This window comes from Enterobacter sp. fkY84-1 (assembly GCF_052974705.1).
Window position 1 is genome coordinate 3,792,436 of the sequence record NZ_CP169393.1, and the last position, 18,571, is coordinate 3,811,006.

Genomic DNA, 18,571 nt, shown 5'->3' on the forward strand with positions numbered 1-18,571 from the left:
AGGATAACGATCATACTTTTTCGAAATGACTGGCATCCCGCCCCCGCTTTCCGCCACACTAGTCGCAGAGAAACGCATTAAGGATCGAGCATGTCAGACCATGAAAACCTGCTGCTGAAGCTACGCCAGGAGGCTTCCGGGTACAGCCCAACACAACAAAAACTCGGTGAGTTTGTTCTCAGCGATCCTGCCCGGGTGCTCTACCTGACGATCACCGAACTGGCGCGCGAGAGCCACACCAGCGAGGCCAGCGTGACGCGTCTTTGCCGCACGCTGGGCTGCAAGGGCTATAACGAATTTAAAATGGCGCTTGCGCTGGATATTCAGCAGGGCCAGCCCGCGCGTCAGGCGGGGGATGAGATTGATAACGTCGTGGATGAGTCGGTGCAGGCTTTGCAGGACACCGCCAGGCTCCTTGACCGCACGCTGCTTGAAAAGGCCGCGCTGGCTCTGCATCAGGCGCAGTCGGTGCAGATTTATGGTGTTGCAGCCAGCGCGATCCTCGGGGAGTATCTGCACTACAAGCTGTTGCGGCTGGGCAAACCTGCACAGCTGTTTAGCGATATGCACCGCGCGGCCATGAATGCGACAACGCTTTCGGAAGAGACGCTGGTGGTGGCAATCTCCAGTTCCGGCTCAACGCGAGATCTACTCCACGTGGTGAAGCTTGCCCGCAAGCGCGGCGCTAAGGTTCTGGCACTCAGCAATACGCCCCGCAGCCCGCTGGCGTCCCTGAGCGACATGCAGCTGGTGGCCGCCAAGCCAGAGGGGCCGCTTAGCGCGGGCGCGCTCAATGCCAAAGTTGGGGTCATGCTGCTGGTCGAACTGCTGACCACGTCCATGATTGCGCTGGATGGCCGTTACGGCGACGTTAGCCAGCAAACGGCCAGCGCCACGCTTCCTCTGTTACTCTAAAAACCCTTCGCAGGCTAAATAAAATAGCCTGCGCTTAATGTCGCCTGATTTAAGTTAAGTGGTGTTTAAATCATTTATCCGGTAAATGTTTGGTGTAACAAAGTATTATATTTATTACATTTAGAATTAAGTTCATCACCCGATAAGCACCACAAAAAGGACTTTAAAATCATCACGTTGAAATATTCATTTTAATAAATTGAATTTTCACCCTGCCTGTAATGTCCAATATCTCCACCTGAATTCCTTTCCTTAAAATAAGCTTAAGATGCTGTCTATTTCGGCGTTTTATTATTTAAATGCCGTTTACTTTTGCACGCCTACAATCCGCCTCATCAATCATAATGAGACGGTATTAATGAAGATGTTAATGATTACAGGTGTGACGGGGTTTCTGGGCGGTGCAGTACTGGAAAAAATTCTGACCAGCGATCAATCCGTAAAACTGCTTTTGCTCGCGCGTGCCAGCGATCCGCAGAGCGGGCTGGAGCGCGTGCTGGAGAACATGCGCAAGTTCAACGTTCCTGAGGACAAACTGGCCACTCTGAGCGTGGACAATATCCTCATTGGCGATCTCAGCCAGCCTGAAGCCTTCCTGAACGATCCGCGTCTGGACCAGGTCACGCATGTCGTGAACTGTGCAGCTGTTGCCTCATTTGGTAACAACCCGCTCATCTGGAAGGTCAACGTGGAAGGAACGCTGGCACTGGCGCGCCGCATGGAGCAGGTTTCAACGCTACAACGCTTCCTCCACGTGGGCACGGCAATGTCATGTACGCCGGAGCAGGATTCCCTGGTCGCCGAAAGCGCCGAATTCAGAGAGAATGCTGAACACCTGGTGGAATACACGTTTTCGAAGTCAACCATCGAACAGCTGATGCGCCAGGAGTGTCCGAACCTGCCGCTGCTCATCGCGCGTCCGTCCATCGTTGTCGGCCATACCCGCCACGGCTGCACGCCCTCGAGCAGTATTTTCTGGGTCTTCAGCATGGGCCTGATGCTGCAGAAGTTTATGTGCTCGATGGAGGACCGGATCGACGTTGTCCCGGTGGATTATTGTGCCGACGCGCTGTTAATGCTGCTCAGCAGCAACGCGCGTCCGGGGGAAGTGGTACACATTTCGGCCGGAGAAGAGAACAGCGTTCGCTTTGCGGATATTGATAATGCGATGGCGCAGGCGCTGGAGAAAGCACCCGTCGGCGATAAGTATGCACAGGTCAGCTACGAAACGCTGGTCAGAATGCGCCGTGAACTGAAAACGATTTTTGGCCCGTGCAACGAACGTCTGATGCTGAGAGCCATGCGGTTATACGGTGCGTTTGCCACGCTTAACGTGCGATTCAGCAACGATAAGCTGCTGAGCATGGGGATGCCGAAGCCACCCCGGTTTACGGATTATATTGCCCGCTGCGTGCAAACCACCCGGGGGCTGACCATTCCGGAGCAAATGGCGGTCGATTTTAAATAGCCAAAAAAAATGCCAGTCATTCGACTGGCATTTTCATGTTAAGGCTTAAGCGATTATGCCTGGCCTTTGATCTCTTTACGACCGTTGTATGGTGCTTTTTCGCCCAGCGCTTCTTCGATACGAATCAGCTGGTTGTATTTAGCAACACGGTCAGAACGGCTCATAGAACCCGTTTTGATCTGGCCAGCAGCGGTACCCACAGCCAGGTCAGCAATGGTCGCGTCTTCAGTTTCGCCAGAACGGTGAGAGATAACCGCGGTGTAGCCAGCGTCTTTAGCCATTTTGATCGCAGCCAGCGTTTCGGTCAGGGAACCGATCTGGTTGAATTTGATCAGGATGGAGTTAACGATGCCTTTCTCGATACCTTCTTTCAGGATCTTGGTGTTGGTTACGAACAGGTCGTCACCCACCAGCTGGATTTTGTCGCCCAGTACTTTAGTCTGGTATGCGAAGCCAGCCCAGTCAGACTCGTCCAGACCGTCTTCGATAGACACGATTGGGTACTGTTTGGTCAGGTCTTCCAGGAAGTGAGTGAACTCTTCGGAGGTGAACGCTTTGTTGCCTTCGCCAGCCAGAACGTATTTACCGTCTTTGTAGAATTCTGATGCTGCACAGTCCATCGCCAGGGTTATGTCTTTGCCCAGCTCGTAGCCCGCTGCTTTTACCGCTTCTGCGATAACAGCCAGTGCTTCTGCGTTAGAACCCAGGTTTGGCGCATAGCCACCTTCGTCACCCACAGCTGTGTTCATACCTTTAGCTTTCAGAACTTTAGCCAGGTTGTGGAACACTTCAGAACCCATACGTACTGCTTCTTTCAGGGATTTCGCGCCAACTGGCTGAATCATGAATTCCTGAATATCAACGTTGTTGTCTGCGTGCTCACCACCGTTGATGATGTTCATCATTGGTACAGGCATGGAGTATTTGCCTGGGGTGCCGTTCAGTTCAGCGATGTGCTCGAACAGTGGCATACCTTTAGCCGCCGCAGCCGCTTTGGCGTTCGCCAGGGAAACGGCCAGGATTGCGTTCGCACCGAAGTTAGATTTGTTTTCAGTACCGTCCAGATCGATCATGATCTTGTCGATGCCAGCCTGATCTTTGGCATCTTTGCCAACGATAGCCTGAGCAATAGGACCGTTAACAGCGCCAACCGCTTTCAGTACGCCTTTGCCCATGAAACGGGATTTGTCGCCATCACGCAGTTCCAGCGCTTCGCGGGAACCGGTAGAAGCACCTGATGGAGCAGCTGCCATACCGACGAAACCACCTTCCAGATGAACTTCGGCTTCAACGGTCGGGTTACCACGGGAGTCGATGATTTCACGACCGATGACTTTAACGATTTTGGACATTAGATTTTCCTCAGTACAAGTTAAACTAAAACTCCAGACAAACAACGCGTACCAAAGGTACGCGTTGCCGTTCTAACTTTTTTTACTTCGCCTGACGCTTCTGGTAGTCGCTGGCGGCCTTCACGAAGCCTGCAAACAGCGGATGCCCGTCACGTGGCGTTGAAGTAAATTCCGGGTGGAACTGGCAGGCGACAAACCACGGATGGTTTGGCACTTCGATGATCTCGACTAACTGATCATCCCCGGAGCGGCCCGCAACACGCAGACCCGCAGCTTCAATTTGTTTCAACAGCATGTTGTTGACTTCATAGCGGTGACGATGGCGCTCGGTGATGACCGGCTCGCCGTACAGCTTGCGAACCACGCTATCGTCAGTCAGCTGGCAGGCCTGTGCGCCGAGACGCATAGTGCCACCCAGATCGCTCTTCTCGGTACGGACTTCGACGTTACCGTCTTCATCACGCCATTCAGTGATAAGCGCCACAACAGGGTACTTACAGTCTGGCACAAATTCCGTAGAGTTCGCGTTTTCCATTCCCGCTACGTTGCGCGCAAATTCGATCAGCGCAACCTGCATACCCAGACAGATGCCGAGGTATGGAATATTGTTTTCACGCGCATAACGCGCGGTGGCGATCTTGCCTTCTACACCACGGTAGCCGAAGCCGCCAGGGATAAGGATAGCATCCAGATCTTTCAGGATTTCAACGCCACGCGTTTCAACATCCTGCGAATCAATCAGCTTGATGTTCACGGAGACACGGTTCTTCAGACCACCGTGTTTCAGCGCTTCGATCACGGACTTATAGGCATCCGGCAGCTCAATGTACTTGCCGACCATACCGATAGTCACTTCGCCTGCCGGGTTGGCTTCTTCGTAAATAACCTGTTCCCATTCAGACAGGTTTGCTTCCGGACAGTTCAAGCTGAATCGTTTACAAATATAATCGTCCAGACCCTGTGATTTCAACAGGCCCGGGATTTTATAAATGGAATCGACATCTTTCATTGAAATAACGGCTTTTTCAGGCACGTTACAGAACAATGCAATTTTCGCACGTTCGTTCGCCGGAATGGCGCGATCGGAACGGCAAACCAGGATGTCAGGCTGAATACCGATAGAGAGCAGCTCTTTAACAGAGTGCTGGGTCGGTTTGGTTTTCACTTCACCTGCCGCCGCCATGTAAGGCACCAGCGTCAGGTGCATGAACAGCGCGTGTTCACGACCAATGTCTACCGCCAGCTGACGAATCGCTTCGAGGAACGGCAGGGATTCGATATCACCCACGGTACCGCCGATTTCAACCAGCACAACGTCATGCCCTTCGCCACCGGCAAGGACACGCTCTTTGATGGCGTTAGTGATGTGTGGGATAACCTGCACGGTCGCGCCCAGATAGTCACCACGGCGCTCTTTACGCAGAACGTCAGAGTAGATGCGGCCAGTCGTAAAGTTATTACGACGGGTCATTTTGGTACGAATGAAACGCTCGTAGTGGCCAAGATCCAGATCGGTTTCAGCGCCGTCTTCAGTAACGAACACTTCCCCGTGTTGGGTTGGGCTCATGGTGCCAGGATCGACGTTGATGTACGGATCCAGTTTCATCATGGTCACATTGAGGCCACGGGCTTCAAGAATGGCTGCGAGGGAGGCTGCGGCAATGCCTTTACCCAGAGAGGATACGACCCCGCCGGTCACAAAAATATAGTTCGTTGTCATGCTGAACCTGAGAAGTTAGGGTGAAACGATGGAATAACCAGGACGGGAAAGTAGTATACCCGAACACGGCGAGCGCCACAAACTTTCATTCTCCGTCTCCATTCCAGGCCATGACAAACATAAGGAGTGAGAAAATAGCCCCTTTTGGGTAAATGTTTTTGACGCAAATCAAGCGCTTGTCATTTAAAAAATCACACAAATTGCGCTTGATCGCAAAATTTCGTTAGAGATCAGATTCCTGGCGCTTTACTTCCTGCCAGACTTCTTCCATCGCGTCGAGGTCAATACCGCTCATTTCCAGGCCTCGCGAGGCGACAATCCGCTCCACTTCGCGAAAGCGGCGTTCGAACTTAAGGTTGGCTTTTTGCAGCGCCGTTTCCGCTTTTACACCCAGGTGGCGAGAAAGGTTGACGGTCGCAAACAGCAGATCGCCCATCTCTTCCTCAAGCTTTGCTTCATCCACCACCGCCTGCTGCGCTTCGTGCATCACCTCGTCAATCTCTTCGTGCACTTTATCCAGCACCGGGCCGAGTGAGGTCCAGTCAAACCCCACGGCGGAGCAGCGTTTCTGGATTTTGTGCGCGCGCATCAGCGCGGGCAGGCTCAGCGGAATGTCGTCCAGCGCGGAGTGCTGGGATTTTTCTGCCCGCTCGGCGCTTTTAATCTGCTCCCAGCGGGCCAGGACTTCGGTGCTGGTTCCTGCGGTAGCGTCACCGAAAATATGGGGATGACGGCGCTCAAGCTTGTCGCTGATGGCAGCGCAGATATCGTCAAAGTTAAAGCGCCCCTCTTCCTGCGCCATCTGCGCGTAGAACACAACCTGGAAAAGCAGATCGCCCAGCTCGCCGCGCAGGTCGTCAAAATCTTCACGGGAAATCGCGTCCAGCACCTCGTAGGTCTCTTCAAGGGTGTACGGGGCGATGGTGGCGAAAGTCTGCTCTTTGTCCCACGGGCAGCCGTTTTCCGGGTCGCGCAGGCGTTTCATGATGCCGAGCAGGCGGTCGATTTGAGTCATAATACTGTCCTGATGAAAAAATGCCGGGTGGCGGCGTTGCCTTACCCGGCCTACGGAAGAGGATGTTTAGCCGCCGTGCAGACGACGCGCGTCAATCACATCCGGCACCTGGTTCAGCTTGCCAAGCACGCGGCCCAGCACCTGCAGGTTGTAGATTTCGATGGTCATATCGATGGTGGCAAGCTGCTCGCGGGTATCGCTGCGGCTGGCGACGCCCAGCACGTTGACCTTCTCGTTGGCGAGAATGGTGGTGATGTCGCGCAGCAGGCCGCTGCGGTCGTTGGCAGTGACGCGCACCACCAGCGAGTAGCCGGCGGAGTAGCTCTCGCCCCAGACCGCTTCCACGATGCGCTCCGGCGCATGGGACTGCAGCTCGGCAAGCTGGTCGCAGTCGGAGCGGTGAATCGAAATTCCGCGCCCCTGAGTGATAAAGCCGACGATATCGTCGCCTGGAATTGGCTGACAGCAGCGGGCAATGTGGTGCATCAGGTTACCGACACCTTCGACCACCACGCGGCCGTTGTCTTTGCTGCGCTGCTGCGGCGCGTAGGTTTTCTGCTGCAGCTGCTTCAGCGCCGCCGCGTCCTGCTCTTCCGCGCTTGGCTTATTGAACTGCGCCTGCAGGAAGTTCACCATCTGATTCAGGCGAATATCACCGCCGCCAATCGCCGCTAACAGCTCATCAAGCTCGTTGAAGTTGTAGCGCGGCAGCAGGAATTTCTCCGCCTCTTTCAGGCTGATCCCGATATGCTCCAGCTCGTCGTCAAGGATCTGGCGACCGGCAAGGATATTCTTGTCTCGATCCTGTTTACGGAACCAGGCGTGAATCTTCGAGCGCCCGCGGCTGGTGGTGACATACCCCAGGTTCGGGTTAAGCCAGTCCCGGCTCGGGTTCGGCTGCTTCTGGGTAATGATTTCAATCTGGTCGCCCATCTGCAGCTGATAGGTGAACGGTACGATACGCCCGCCAATTTTCGCCCCGATGCAGCGGTGCCCCACATCGCTATGGATGTGGTAGGCAAAATCGAGCGGCGTAGAGCCGGCCGGCAGGTCGACAACGTCCCCTTTCGGGGTAAAGACGTAGACGCGATCGTCAAAGACCTGGCTGCGCACTTCGTCGAGCATCTCGCCGGAATCGGCCATCTCTTCCTGCCACGCAATCAGCTTACGCAGCCAGGCAATGCGGTCTTCGTGGCCTGAACGCGCCCCGCCGGACGTGCCTTCTTTGTATTTCCAGTGCGCGGCAACGCCCAGCTCGGCGTCCTCGTGCATCTGTTTGGTGCGGATCTGAATCTCGACCGTTTTACCGCCAGGGCCAAGCACCACGGTATGGATTGACTGATAGCCGTTCGGTTTGGGGTTGGCGACATAGTCGTCAAACTCATCGGGCAGATGGCGGAAGTGCGTGTGCACTATCCCCAGCGCGGCGTAGCAGTCCTGCAGACGCTCCGCCACGATACGCACGGCGCGCACGTCAAACAGCTCGTCAAAGGCGAGGTGTTTCTTCTGCATTTTGCGCCAGATGCTGTAGATGTGCTTTGGTCGACCGTAGACTTCGGCGCGCACGTTCTCTTCTTTCATCGCCTGGCGCAGTCCGCCGACAAACTCCTCGATATAGTGCTCGCGATCGATACGGCGCTCGTGCAGGAGTTTGGCAATCCGTTTGTATTCCGCCGGGTGCAGATAGCGGAAGCAGTAATCTTCCAGCTCCCACTTCAGCTGACCAATCCCTAAGCGGTTCGCCAGCGGCGCATAGATGTTCGTACACTCTTTGGCAGCCAGCACGCGCTCGTCTTCCGGCGCATCCTTCACCTCTCGCAGATGGGCAATACGCTCGGCCAGCTTGATGACCACGCAGCGGAAATCATCCACCATGGCCAGCAGCATCCGGCGAACGTTATCGACCTGCTCTGAGGAGACGGAATCCGTATGCGCGGCTTTGAGCTGACGAATGGCTGCCATATCGCGCACGCCGTGGATCAGCGCGACGACGGATTTTCCGACGCTGTCGCGCAGCACGTCTTCGCTGACTACGTCCGCATCCGCGAGGGGGAAGAGCAGCGCGGCCTGCAGCGTTTCGATGTCCATGTTCAGCATGGACAGGATTTCAACCATCTCCACGCCGCGCCACAGGAGAAGATCGGCGTCGGGATGCCCCTGCGTGGTGCGCAGACAATAGGCCCAGGTTTCGGTTAAGCGTTCACACGACTGCTGGCTGGAAATTCCCAGACTTGCGATCCATTTTTGTGGGTCAAACTCCCCAGCTTTATTGAGATGTGCACTTCTTACCGCAACCATTGTCCTCTCCTTTAGGGACCAGGGCCTGTCGAAGTCGACAAGCCAAACAAATTAGATGTGCTCGAACAACACCATCGATTCCAGATGCCCAGTGTGCGGGAACATGTCCAGCATTGCCAGACGCTGAATCTGGTAACCCGCGCTGAGCAGTGCCTCGCTGTCCCGGGCAAGCGTTGCCGGGTTACAGGAAACATAGACCACACGCTTTGGCGCGAGTTTAATAATATGTGCCATCACGCCCGGGGCACCGGCACGCGCCGGGTCGAGCAAAATTTTATCAAAGCCCTGCTTTGCCCACGGCTGTTGGGTGACATCGTCCTCAAGATTTTGATGAAAGAATGTCACATTTTGCAAGCCGTTCTGCCGCGCGTTCTCCTGCCCTTTCGCCACCAGCGCCTCAACGCCTTCCACACCGACGACGCTGGCCGCTTCTCGCGCCAGCGGCAGCGTGAAGTTGCCCATTCCGCAGAACAGATCGAGCACCCGGTCGCTTTTCTGAACGTCCAGCCACGCCAGCGCTTTCGCCACCATCTGCTGGTTAACGCCATCATTCACCTGAATGAAATCCCGCGGGCTGAACGTTAAGCGTAGCCCGTTTGACGCATACCAGGGCGCCTCACCGGTAACCTGTTCAAGTATCTCGCTTTGTGATGCAAGGAAAAGCGCCAGGTCGTGGGAATGCGAAAAGCGTTCCAGTTTTTCGCGATCTTTCTTCGACAACGGCGCGGTATGACGCAGCACCATCAGCGGGCCATTGTTTGCCATGACCAGTTCGACGTGCCCAAGATGGCGTACGCCGTCCAGCCCGGAGAGGCAGATGCGCACTTCCGGAAGCAATGCCTCAAGATGGGGCACCAAAATGGGGCACTGCTTCACGTCAACGATGTCGCTGGAGCCGGCCTTGCGAAACCCCATCTCCAGCCGCTCCGTTTTTGGCTGATAGCTGAGGCTCAGGCGCGCGCGACGACGATAGCCCCAGGGCTCATCGGCAACAATTTCGTTAACGTCATGTTTGAGCAGACGCGCCAGCGCGCGGCTTTTGCTTTTTTGCTGTAATTCTGTGCTCGCATGCTGTTGCTGGCAGCCGCCGCACACGCCAAAATGGGGGCAGCGGGGTGCCACACGCTCCGGGCTATCGCTGAGGCGACGCTTAACCTGCCCGCGCGCAAACTGGCGTTTATCTTCCGTCAGCGTAATTTCTGCTCGTTCTGCTGGCAGTAAACCTGTTATAAACAGAGCCTTACCATTGTGGCGTGCCACTCCCTGGCCAAACGGATCGAGGTCCGTGGCCTCAACAGTGATGATTTGACGCGTCGTCACGCGTCGCTTTGCAGAGTAGAATTGCGCCATCGCCGAGATTTTTCTCACATAACCATAATTATCTTAATTGTCCCATAACGGAACGCCATGACCAACTACAGCCTGCGCGCGCGCATGATGATTTTGATCCTCGCCCCCACCGTTCTCATCGGTTTGCTGCTGAGTATCTTCTTTGTGGTGCACCGCTATAACGATTTGCAGCGACAACTGGAAGATGCCGGCGCCAGCATTATCGAACCGCTTGCCGTCTCCAGCGAGTACGGCATGAACCTGCAAAACCGCGAATCCATTGGGCAGTTAATCAGCGTACTCCACCGTCGTCACTCGGATATCGTACGCGCCATTTCCGTTTACGACGAACATAACCGCCTGTTCGTCACCTCAAACTTTCATCTCGATCCGGCAGCACTGAAAATCCCAGACGGTACGCCGTTCCCGCGCCACCTCACCGTATTGCGGCGCGGCGATATCATGATCCTGCGCACGCCGATCGTGTCGGAAAGCTATTCCCCCGATGAGTCTGCGCAGTCCGACGCCAAATCCAGCAATAATATGCTGGGATATGTGGCGCTGGAGCTGGATCTCAAGTCGGTCCGGCTACAGCAGTACAAAGAGATTTTCATTTCCGGCGTGATGATGCTGTTCTGCATCGGCATTGCGCTGATCTTCGGCTGGCGCCTGATGCGCGACGTGACGGGCCCCATCCGCAACATGGTTAACACGGTTGACCGCATTCGCCGGGGACAGCTCGACAGCCGTGTGGAAGGGTTTATGCTGGGCGAGCTGGACATGCTGAAAAACGGCATCAACTCGATGGCGATGTCGCTGGCGGCCTATCACGAAGAGATGCAGCACAACGTTGACCAGGCGACGTCCGACCTGCGCGAAACGCTGGAGCAGATGGAGATCCAGAACGTTGAGCTGGATCTGGCGAAAAAGCGCGCTCAGGAAGCGGCGCGTATTAAATCGGAATTCCTTGCCAATATGTCGCACGAGCTGCGCACGCCGCTCAATGGCGTGATCGGCTTTACCCGTCTGACCCTGAAAAGCGAGCTCAACCCCACTCAGCGGGATCACCTGCACACCATTGAACGTTCGGCCAACAACCTGCTGGCGATCATTAACGACGTGCTGGACTTCTCCAAGCTGGAAGCGGGCAAGCTGATCCTCGAGAGTATCCCCTTCCCGCTGCGCAGCACGCTGGATGAAGTGGTGACGCTGCTCGCGCACTCGTCGCACGACAAAGGCCTGGAGCTGACGCTTAACATTAAAAACGACGTGCCGGATAACGTTATTGGCGATCCGCTGCGCCTGCAGCAGGTCATAACTAACCTTGTCGGGAATGCCATTAAGTTCACCGAAAGTGGTAATATCGACATCCTGGTAGAGAAACGCTCCATCAGCAGCAATAAGGTCCAGATTGAAGTCCAGATCCGCGATACCGGCATCGGCATTCCGGAGCGCGACCAGTCGCGTCTGTTCCAGGCGTTCCGTCAGGCGGACGCCAGCATCTCCCGCCGTCATGGCGGTACCGGTCTGGGGCTGGTGATCACCCAGCGCCTGGTGAACGAGATGGGCGGCGATATCTCATTCCACAGCCAGCCAAACCGCGGTTCAACCTTCTGGTTCCACATTAATCTGGACCTTAATCCGAACGTGCTGACCGATGGCCCGGTGACGGACTGCCTGAAAGGCAAGCGTCTGGCCTACGTTGAACCTAACGCTGCGGCGGCGCAGTGTACGCTCGACATCTTAAGCACCACGCCGCTGGAGGTGGTCTACAGCCCCACCTTCTCGGCGCTTGCCGTAGAGCATTACGATATTCTGCTGATGGGCATTCCGGTCACCTTCACCGGCGAGTTGACCATGCAGCAGGAGCGCCTGGCGAAAGCCGCGTCGATGACCGACTACCTGCTGCTGGCGCTGCCGTGCCATGGGCAGCTCAACGCAGAAGAACTGAAAAACGACGGCGCGGCCGCGTGCCTTTTGAAACCACTGACCGCAACCCGTTTGCTGCCAGCCCTCACGGAATATTGCCGTCTTAGCCAGCATGCCCTTCCGCTGATTAACGATGAGCAAAAATTGCCGATGAGCGTGATGGCGGTGGATGATAACCCGGCCAACCTGAAGCTCATTGGCGCATTGCTTGAGGACCAGGTTCAGCATGTGGAGCTGTGCACCAGCGGCGCGCAGGCGGTTGAACAGGCTAAGCAGATGCAGTTCGATTTAATCCTGATGGATATTCAGATGCCGGGCATGGACGGCATCCGGGCCTGCGAGCTGATCCACCAGTTGCCGCATCAGCAGCAAACGCCGGTTATTGCTGTCACCGCGCACGCGATGGCGGGCCAGAAGGAGAAGCTGCTGAGCGCCGGGATGAATGACTATCTGGCAAAGCCCATCGATGAAGAGAAACTTCATAGCCTGCTGTTGCGCTACAAGCCGGGTCATATTGGCGGAACGTACACGGTTTCCAGCGAGCAGGCTGAGATAAGCGTTAATCAGAACGCCACCTTTGACTGGCAGCTCGCGCTGCGCCAGGCGGCAGGTAAACCCGATTTGGCCCGCGACATGCTGCAAATGCTGGTCGCGTTTCTGCCAGAAATTCGCAACAAGGTGGAAGAGCAGCTGGTGGGTGAAAACCCGGAAGATCTGCTGGACGCAATCCACAAGCTGCACGGCAGCTGCGGGTACAGCGGCGTACCGCGGCTGAAAAACCTCTGTCAGTTGCTGGAGCAGCAGCTGCGTGCCGGTACGCCGGAATCGGAGCTTGAACCGGAGTTCCTGGAGCTGCTGGATGAAATGGATAACGTGACGCGGGAAGCGATGAAGGTGTTGGGGAGCTGAGGTAAAAGCCCGGTGGCGCTACGCTTGCCGGGCCTACAGGTGCACTAACGTAGGCCGGGTAAGGCAAAGCCGCCACCCGGCAATCACAGTTAAAATGCCTGCCCCACTTTCAGCACCGCCGCGATATTCCTTGCGGCCATCCTGACGTTCTCGCCGGCATTTTCCAGCGCGTCTTCCAGCGTGCAGATGGTGTAAATCACGCTAAACACGGCATCAATGCCGTGATCGTGTACCACGCCAACGTCCGCCGTCAGGCTGCCTGCAATGCCAATAACGGGTTTGTTAAAGCGTTTTGCCACCTTCGCCACCCCCACCGGGACTTTGCCGTGGATCGTCTGGCTGTCAATGCGGCCTTCCCCCGTGATCACCAGATCCGCATCGGCCACCTGGTCGGCCAGGTGTAGCGCATCGGTCACGATCTCAATGCCCTGGCGCAGCTGCGCGCCGCAAAAGGCGTAGAGCGCCGCGCCCATGCCCCCCGCCGCGCCGCCGCCAGCAAGGTTCAGCACGTCGATATCCAGGTCCCGGGCAATCACGCTTGCATAGTGCGCAAGCGCGTTGTCCAGGGTGACGATCATCTCGGGTGTGGCGCCCTTCTGCGGGCCGAATACCGCTGACGCGCCATCCTTCCCGGTAAGCGGATTGGTTACATCGCAGGCCACCTCAATCCGGCATTCCACCAGACGCTTGTCCAGCCCGCTCAGGTCGATACGCGCGAGTTTTCCCAGCTCGCCCCCGCCCTGCCCAAGAAGCTGTTCATTGTCGTCCAGCAGCTTCGCCCCCAGCGCCTGCACCATCCCTGCGCCGCCGTCGTTGGTAGCGCTGCCGCCAATGCCAATAATAATATGCTTAACGCCCACATCCAGCGCGTGACGAATCAGTTCGCCCGTGCCCCAGGAGGTGGTTTTCAGCGGATTACGCTGCGAAGGCGCAACCCGCTCCAGGCCGCTTGCCGCCGCCATTTCAATAAAGGCGCTCTGCTTATCTCCGGATAAGCCATAAAACCCCTCCACGCGCTCGCCCAGCGGGCCGGTCACCGGAACATGTACAATGCTTCCCTGCGTTGCCGCGATCATCGCCTCAACCGTCCCTTCGCCACCGTCCGCGACCGGCAGCTTCACGTAAACCGCCTCGGGAAAGATCTCGCGAAAACCACGCTCTATCGCTGTCGCAACCTCAAGCGCACTCAAACTTTCCTTATACGAGTCCGGTGCGATAACAATTTTCATAAGCCATCCTTACGCATAGTCGTTACGTTAAGCATACACCACGTAAAAGACCGCTCATGGGAGCGGTCCCAATGCGTTTATCGTACCATGCACGGGCGTTTATTGTCGAATGTCCAGTCAGGGATCAGATACTGCATCGCCATCGCATCGTCGCGCGCGCCCAGGCCGTGTTTCTGATACAGCTCATGGGCCTTCATGACCTGATCCATATCCAGCTCAACCCCCAGCCCCGGCGTGGAAGGCACCTGCACCATGCCACCTTTGATCTCAAACGGCTGCTTAGTGAGACGCTGATTACCTTCCTGCCAGATCCAGTGGGTGTCGATAGCAGTGATCGTGCCCGGCGCAGCGGCGGCGACGTGCGTGAACATCGCCAGCGAGATATCGAAGTGGTTGTTGGAGTGCGAACCCCAGGTCAGGCCAAACTCATGGCACATCTGCGCCACGCGAACCGACCCCTGCATCGTCCAGAAGTGCGGGTCAGCCAGCGGAATATCGACTGACTGGAGGGATAAGGTGTGTCCCATCTGACGCCAGTCGGTCGCAATCATATTGGTCGCGGTCGGCAGCCCCGTAGCGCGACGGAATTCCGCCATCACTTCACGGCCAGAGAAGCCTTGCTCAGCCCCGCACGGGTCCTCCGCGTAGGCCAGCACGCCTTTCAGCTGCTTGCCGATCGCAATCGCTTCATTGAGAGACCAGGCCCCGTTCGGATCGAGCGTCACACGCGCCTGCGGGAAACGTTTTGCCAGCGCGGTGACGGCTTCCGCCTCTTCTTCCCCGGCCAGCACGCCGCCCTTCAGTTTGAAATCGTTGAAGCCATATTTTTCGTATGCCGCTTCCGCCAGGCGCACCACCGCATCCGGGGTCATTGCCTCGTCGTGGCGAAGCCGGTACCAGTCGCATTGTTCATCCGGCTGGCTCTGATACGGCAGTGGCGTCAGCTTGCGGTCGCCGACAAAGAACAGATAGCCCAGCATTTCCACTTCGCTGCGCTGCTGCCCCTCGCCCAGCAGCGACGCAACGTTAACGCCCAGATGCTGGCCCAGCAGATCCAGCATCGCGGCTTCAATGCCGGTCACCACGTGGATAGTGGTGCGCAGATCGAAGGTCTGCAGACCCCGGCCCCCGGCATCGCGATCGGCAAAGGTGTTACGCACGGTGTTGAGGACATTTTTGTACTCACCCAGCGTTTTGCCCACCACCAGCGGAATGGCGTCCTCCAGCGTGTTGCGGATCTTCTCCCCGCCCGGAATTTCACCCACGCCGGTATGGCCGGCATTGTCTTTGATGATGACAATGTTGCGCGTGAAGAACGGCGCGTGCGCGCCGCTCAGATTCATCAGCATGCTGTCATGGCCCGCAACCGGAATGATTTGCATGGAAGTGACGACAGGGGTCGTAAAAGTACTCATCGTGTAATCCTTTTATCAGTGACGTCCGAAAACAGGGCGCTTACGGTCAAATGTCCAGCCGGGAATAAGGTACTGCATCGGGCCCGCATCGTTTCGCGCGCCGCCCGGCAATTTTTTATACGCCTCATGGGTTTTATGGATCCGATCCCAGTCCAGCTCCACGCCCAGGCCCGGCGCATCCGGTACGGCAATTTTGCCATTGATGATTTCCAGCGGATTTTTCGTCAGGCGGGCTTCGCCTTCCTGCCAAATCCAGTGCGTGTCGATGGCGGTCGGGTTACCCGGCGCCGCCGCGCCAACGTGGGTAAACATCGCCAGCGAAATATCAAAGTGATTGTTCGAATGACAGCCCCAGGTGAGTCCCCAGTCATCGCACAGCTGCGCCACGCGGACCGCGCCTGAGAGCGTCCAGAAGTGCGGGTCCGCCAGCGGTATGTCCACGGCGTTCAGCATCACCGCATGGCCCATTTCGCGCCAGTTGGTAGCGATCATATTGGTCGCCACCGGCAGTCCGGTGGCCCGACGGAACTCGGCCATCACTTCGCGGCCCGAAAAGCCCTGTTCCGCGCCGCAGGGGTCTTCCGCATAGGACAGGATATCCCCCAGCCCTTTGCACAGGCTAATCGCTTCATCCAGCAGCCATGCGCCGTTGGGATCGACGGTGATCCGCGCATCCGGGAAGCGCTTTTTCAGCGCCCGGGCCGTTTCAATCTCCTGCTCGCCGGGCAGCACACCGCCCTTCAGCTTGAAATCCTTAAAGCCGTAGCGATCCTGCGCCGCCTCGGCCAGCCGCACCACCGCGTCGCTGGAGAGCGCTTCCTGGTGGCGCAGGCGATACCAGTCGTGATCGCCCGTGGATCGAGCCAGATAGGGGAGATCGGTTTTATTGCGATCGCCAATGTAGAACAGATAGCCCAGCACGGTGACCGCATCGCGCTGTTTGCCCGGCCCCAACAGCTCGCAAACCGGGACATTGAGCGCCTTCCCCAGTAAATCAAGCAGAGCCGCTTCCAGGGCGGCAACCGCGTTGACGCGCAGTTCAAACGTCCAGGCACCGTTACCGAACGTCTCAAAGTCTGCCGACTGGTTGCCTTTATGCACCCGCTGAACCACCTTGTTCAGACGGGCAATCTCCTGCCCCACGACCTGCGGAATGGCATCGACCAGCGTCTGGTAAATCACCTCTCCGCCAGGGGCCTCGCCCACGCCGGTATTCCCTGCGCTGTCTTTTAGCACGACGATATTACGGGTAAACCAGGCGTTATGCGCGCCGCCAATATTGAGCAGCATGCTGTCCTGCCCGGCCACCGGGATGACCTTCATCTCGGTGACGATAGGGCTCGATTGCGTTGTCATCAGCCACGCTCCGCAACAGGTTTAAGTTCGACGCGTTTGATATCCCCCACCAGCACCAGGTAACTCAGGACCGCCACCAGCGCATGCACACCCACGTAGATTAGCGCACCGTTGAAAGAGCCGGTGGTACCGACGATGTAGCCGATAGCGATGGGCGTCACAATCCCGGAGATGTTGCCGAACATGTTGAACAGACCGCCGCTCAGGCCGCTGATCTCTTTAGGGGCCGTATCCGCCATCACCGCCCAGCCCAGCGCGCCAATGCCTTTGCCGAAGAAGGCCATCGCCATAAAGCCGATAATCATCCACTCGGCATTGACGTAGTTACAGAACACCATGGTCATGGAGAGCAGCATGCCGAGCACGATGGGCGTTTTACGCGCGATGTTCAGTGAACCCGTGCGGCGCATCAGCCAGTCGGAAATCACCCCGCCGAGCACGCCCCCCACGAAGCCACAGATGGCCGGGACCGAGGCAACAAACCCCGCTTTCAGAATCGACATGCCGCGTGCCTGCACCAGGTACACCGGGAACCAGGTGATGAAAAAGTAGGTCAAGGCGTTGATACAGTACTGGCCCAGATAGATCCCGATCATCATGCGCGATCCGACAAGCTGCCTGATCTGCGCCCATTTCTGGCTGAACGGCACTTTCGCCGTCGAGGATTTCTGATCCATGTTGATCAGCGCGCCACCTTCAGCGATGTACTCCAGCTCTTTTTTGTTTACGCCAGGGTGCAGGTTGGGTTCGTGGATCACTTTCAGCCAGATAAAGCTGATGACGATCCCGAGTCCGCCCATAAAGAAGAACACGTGCGACCAGCCCACCTCATGGGTTAGCCAGCCCATAATGGGCGCAAAGATCACCGTCGCGAAGTACTGTGCGGAGTTGAAAATCGCCACCGCCGTTCCCCTCTCCTGCGCCGGGAACCAGGCCGCCACAATGCGGCTGTTGCCCGGGAAGGAAGGCGCTTCCGCTAAGCCCACCAGGAAGCGCAGCGTGAAGAGCGCGACGATAATGCCGAAGCCGCTGAAGATATCGACGAAGCCCTGCAGCAGAGTAAAGGCAGACCAGATGAAGATGGACCAGAAGTAGACCCGTTTCGAGCCAAAGCGGTCGAGCAGCCAGCCGCCAGGAATTTGCCCGATGACGTAGGCCCACGAGAAGGCGGAGAAAACGTAACCCATGCCCACGGGATCAAGGCCGATATCTTTTGCCATTTCCGAGCCGGCAATCGACAGCGTGGCGCGGTCACCATAGTTAAAGGACGTGACGATAAACAGCATCACCACTATCCAGTAGCGGGCATTGGTGCGCTTTTCAGCGCTGCTCGCTGCGTGGCTTAATGAACTCATTGTTGCACTCCTGAAACATAGCTTTCGCCTGGTTCATTCTGTACAGCACCGGTAGGGTAAGCAGAATGAGATTGGTTTTTGTCGTTTTGGTACGGCCTGAAGCCGTTTTATCGTGACCGGAAAAGTATATGAAGGAGTGCCTCTTCACCTCACCGTGCAAAAACACAGTATTAAAGGGCGTGAGGGAGGTTGTTTAGGGCATAAGCCCAGAGGAGTGGAAGGTGGTTCACGGAAATGGCGTTTGGTGCGGAGTGTGATGCCGGGTGGCGGCTACGCCTGAC

Annotated in this window: 12 protein-coding genes; 3 read left to right on the forward strand and 9 right to left on the reverse strand. The window is 56.8% G+C overall.

Translation table 11 applies throughout. From position 1 onward, the window contains the following. Nucleotides 1-90 precede the first annotated feature (90 nt). Nucleotides 91-915 (forward strand): MurR/RpiR family transcriptional regulator, encoded by an 825-nt coding sequence (locus tag ACEPLT_RS18110; RefSeq protein WP_021241902.1) that lies wholly within the window; start codon nucleotides 91-93, stop codon nucleotides 913-915. A gap of 358 nt (nucleotides 916-1,273) precedes the next feature. After that, nucleotides 1,274-2,383 (forward strand): SDR family oxidoreductase, encoded by a 1,110-nt coding sequence (locus ACEPLT_RS18115; protein ID WP_179367053.1) that lies wholly within the window; start codon nucleotides 1,274-1,276, stop codon nucleotides 2,381-2,383. Between the two features lie 53 nt (nucleotides 2,384-2,436). On the opposite strand, the gene eno is transcribed toward ACEPLT_RS18115, so the two are convergent. The 5 genes from eno to rlmD all read right to left on the reverse strand — a co-directional run bounded on the left by eno (nucleotide 2,437) and on the right by rlmD (nucleotide 10,118). Next, complete coding sequence (eno, locus tag ACEPLT_RS18120) at nucleotides 2,437-3,735, reverse strand: phosphopyruvate hydratase (protein ID WP_003862715.1); 1,299 nt, start codon at nucleotides 3,733-3,735, stop codon at nucleotides 2,437-2,439. Nucleotides 3,736-3,817: 82 nt separating this feature from the next. Next, nucleotides 3,818-5,455, reverse strand: a complete 1,638-nt coding sequence (gene pyrG / locus ACEPLT_RS18125; RefSeq protein ID WP_008499626.1) for a glutamine hydrolyzing CTP synthase — start codon at nucleotides 5,453-5,455, stop codon at nucleotides 3,818-3,820. Nucleotides 5,456-5,678: 223 nt separating this feature from the next. After that, nucleotides 5,679-6,470 carry a nucleoside triphosphate pyrophosphohydrolase gene (gene mazG / locus ACEPLT_RS18130; RefSeq protein WP_008499627.1) on the reverse strand — a complete coding sequence of 264 codons (792 nt, stop codon included), beginning with the start codon at nucleotides 6,468-6,470 and terminating at the stop codon, nucleotides 5,679-5,681. Nucleotides 6,471-6,536: 66 nt separating this feature from the next. Next, the gene (gene relA / locus ACEPLT_RS18135; RefSeq protein WP_008499628.1) at nucleotides 6,537-8,768 is read right to left on the reverse strand and encodes a GTP diphosphokinase; all 2,232 of its coding nucleotides are present in this window, start codon (nucleotides 8,766-8,768) and stop codon (nucleotides 6,537-6,539) included. A gap of 51 nt (nucleotides 8,769-8,819) precedes the next feature. After that, nucleotides 8,820-10,118: a 23S rRNA (uracil(1939)-C(5))-methyltransferase RlmD gene (gene rlmD, locus ACEPLT_RS18140; RefSeq protein ID WP_232927409.1), complete on the reverse strand. Its 1,299-nt coding sequence runs from the start codon at nucleotides 10,116-10,118 to the stop codon at nucleotides 8,820-8,822. 57 nt (nucleotides 10,119-10,175) lie between these two features. Here rlmD and barA point away from each other — a divergent pair, with 57 nt between their 5' ends. Further along, nucleotides 10,176-12,935 carry a two-component sensor histidine kinase BarA gene (barA, locus tag ACEPLT_RS18145; RefSeq protein WP_021241900.1) on the forward strand — a complete coding sequence of 920 codons (2,760 nt, stop codon included), beginning with the start codon at nucleotides 10,176-10,178 and terminating at the stop codon, nucleotides 12,933-12,935. Nucleotides 12,936-13,024: 89 nt separating this feature from the next. Here barA and ACEPLT_RS18150 read toward each other — a convergent pair whose 3' ends face one another. The 4 genes from ACEPLT_RS18150 to gudP all read right to left on the reverse strand — a co-directional run bounded on the left by ACEPLT_RS18150 (nucleotide 13,025) and on the right by gudP (nucleotide 18,290). Beyond that, nucleotides 13,025-14,164: a glycerate kinase gene (locus ACEPLT_RS18150; protein WP_065101584.1), complete on the reverse strand. Its 1,140-nt coding sequence runs from the start codon at nucleotides 14,162-14,164 to the stop codon at nucleotides 13,025-13,027. 77 nt (nucleotides 14,165-14,241) lie between these two features. Then, nucleotides 14,242-15,579 (reverse strand): glucarate dehydratase, encoded by a 1,338-nt coding sequence (gene gudD, locus ACEPLT_RS18155; RefSeq protein ID WP_023294457.1) that lies wholly within the window; start codon nucleotides 15,577-15,579, stop codon nucleotides 14,242-14,244. Between the two features lie 15 nt (nucleotides 15,580-15,594). Further along, nucleotides 15,595-16,935, reverse strand: coding sequence for a glucarate dehydratase family protein (locus ACEPLT_RS18160; RefSeq protein WP_232927410.1), 1,341 nt, complete (start codon nucleotides 16,933-16,935; stop codon nucleotides 15,595-15,597). Further along, nucleotides 16,935-18,290, reverse strand: a complete 1,356-nt coding sequence (gene gudP / locus ACEPLT_RS18165) for a galactarate/glucarate/glycerate transporter GudP (RefSeq protein WP_008499635.1) — start codon at nucleotides 18,288-18,290, stop codon at nucleotides 16,935-16,937. Before gudP ends, ACEPLT_RS18160 begins: the two co-directional genes overlap by 1 nt. Nucleotides 18,291-18,571: the final 281 nt, after the last annotated feature.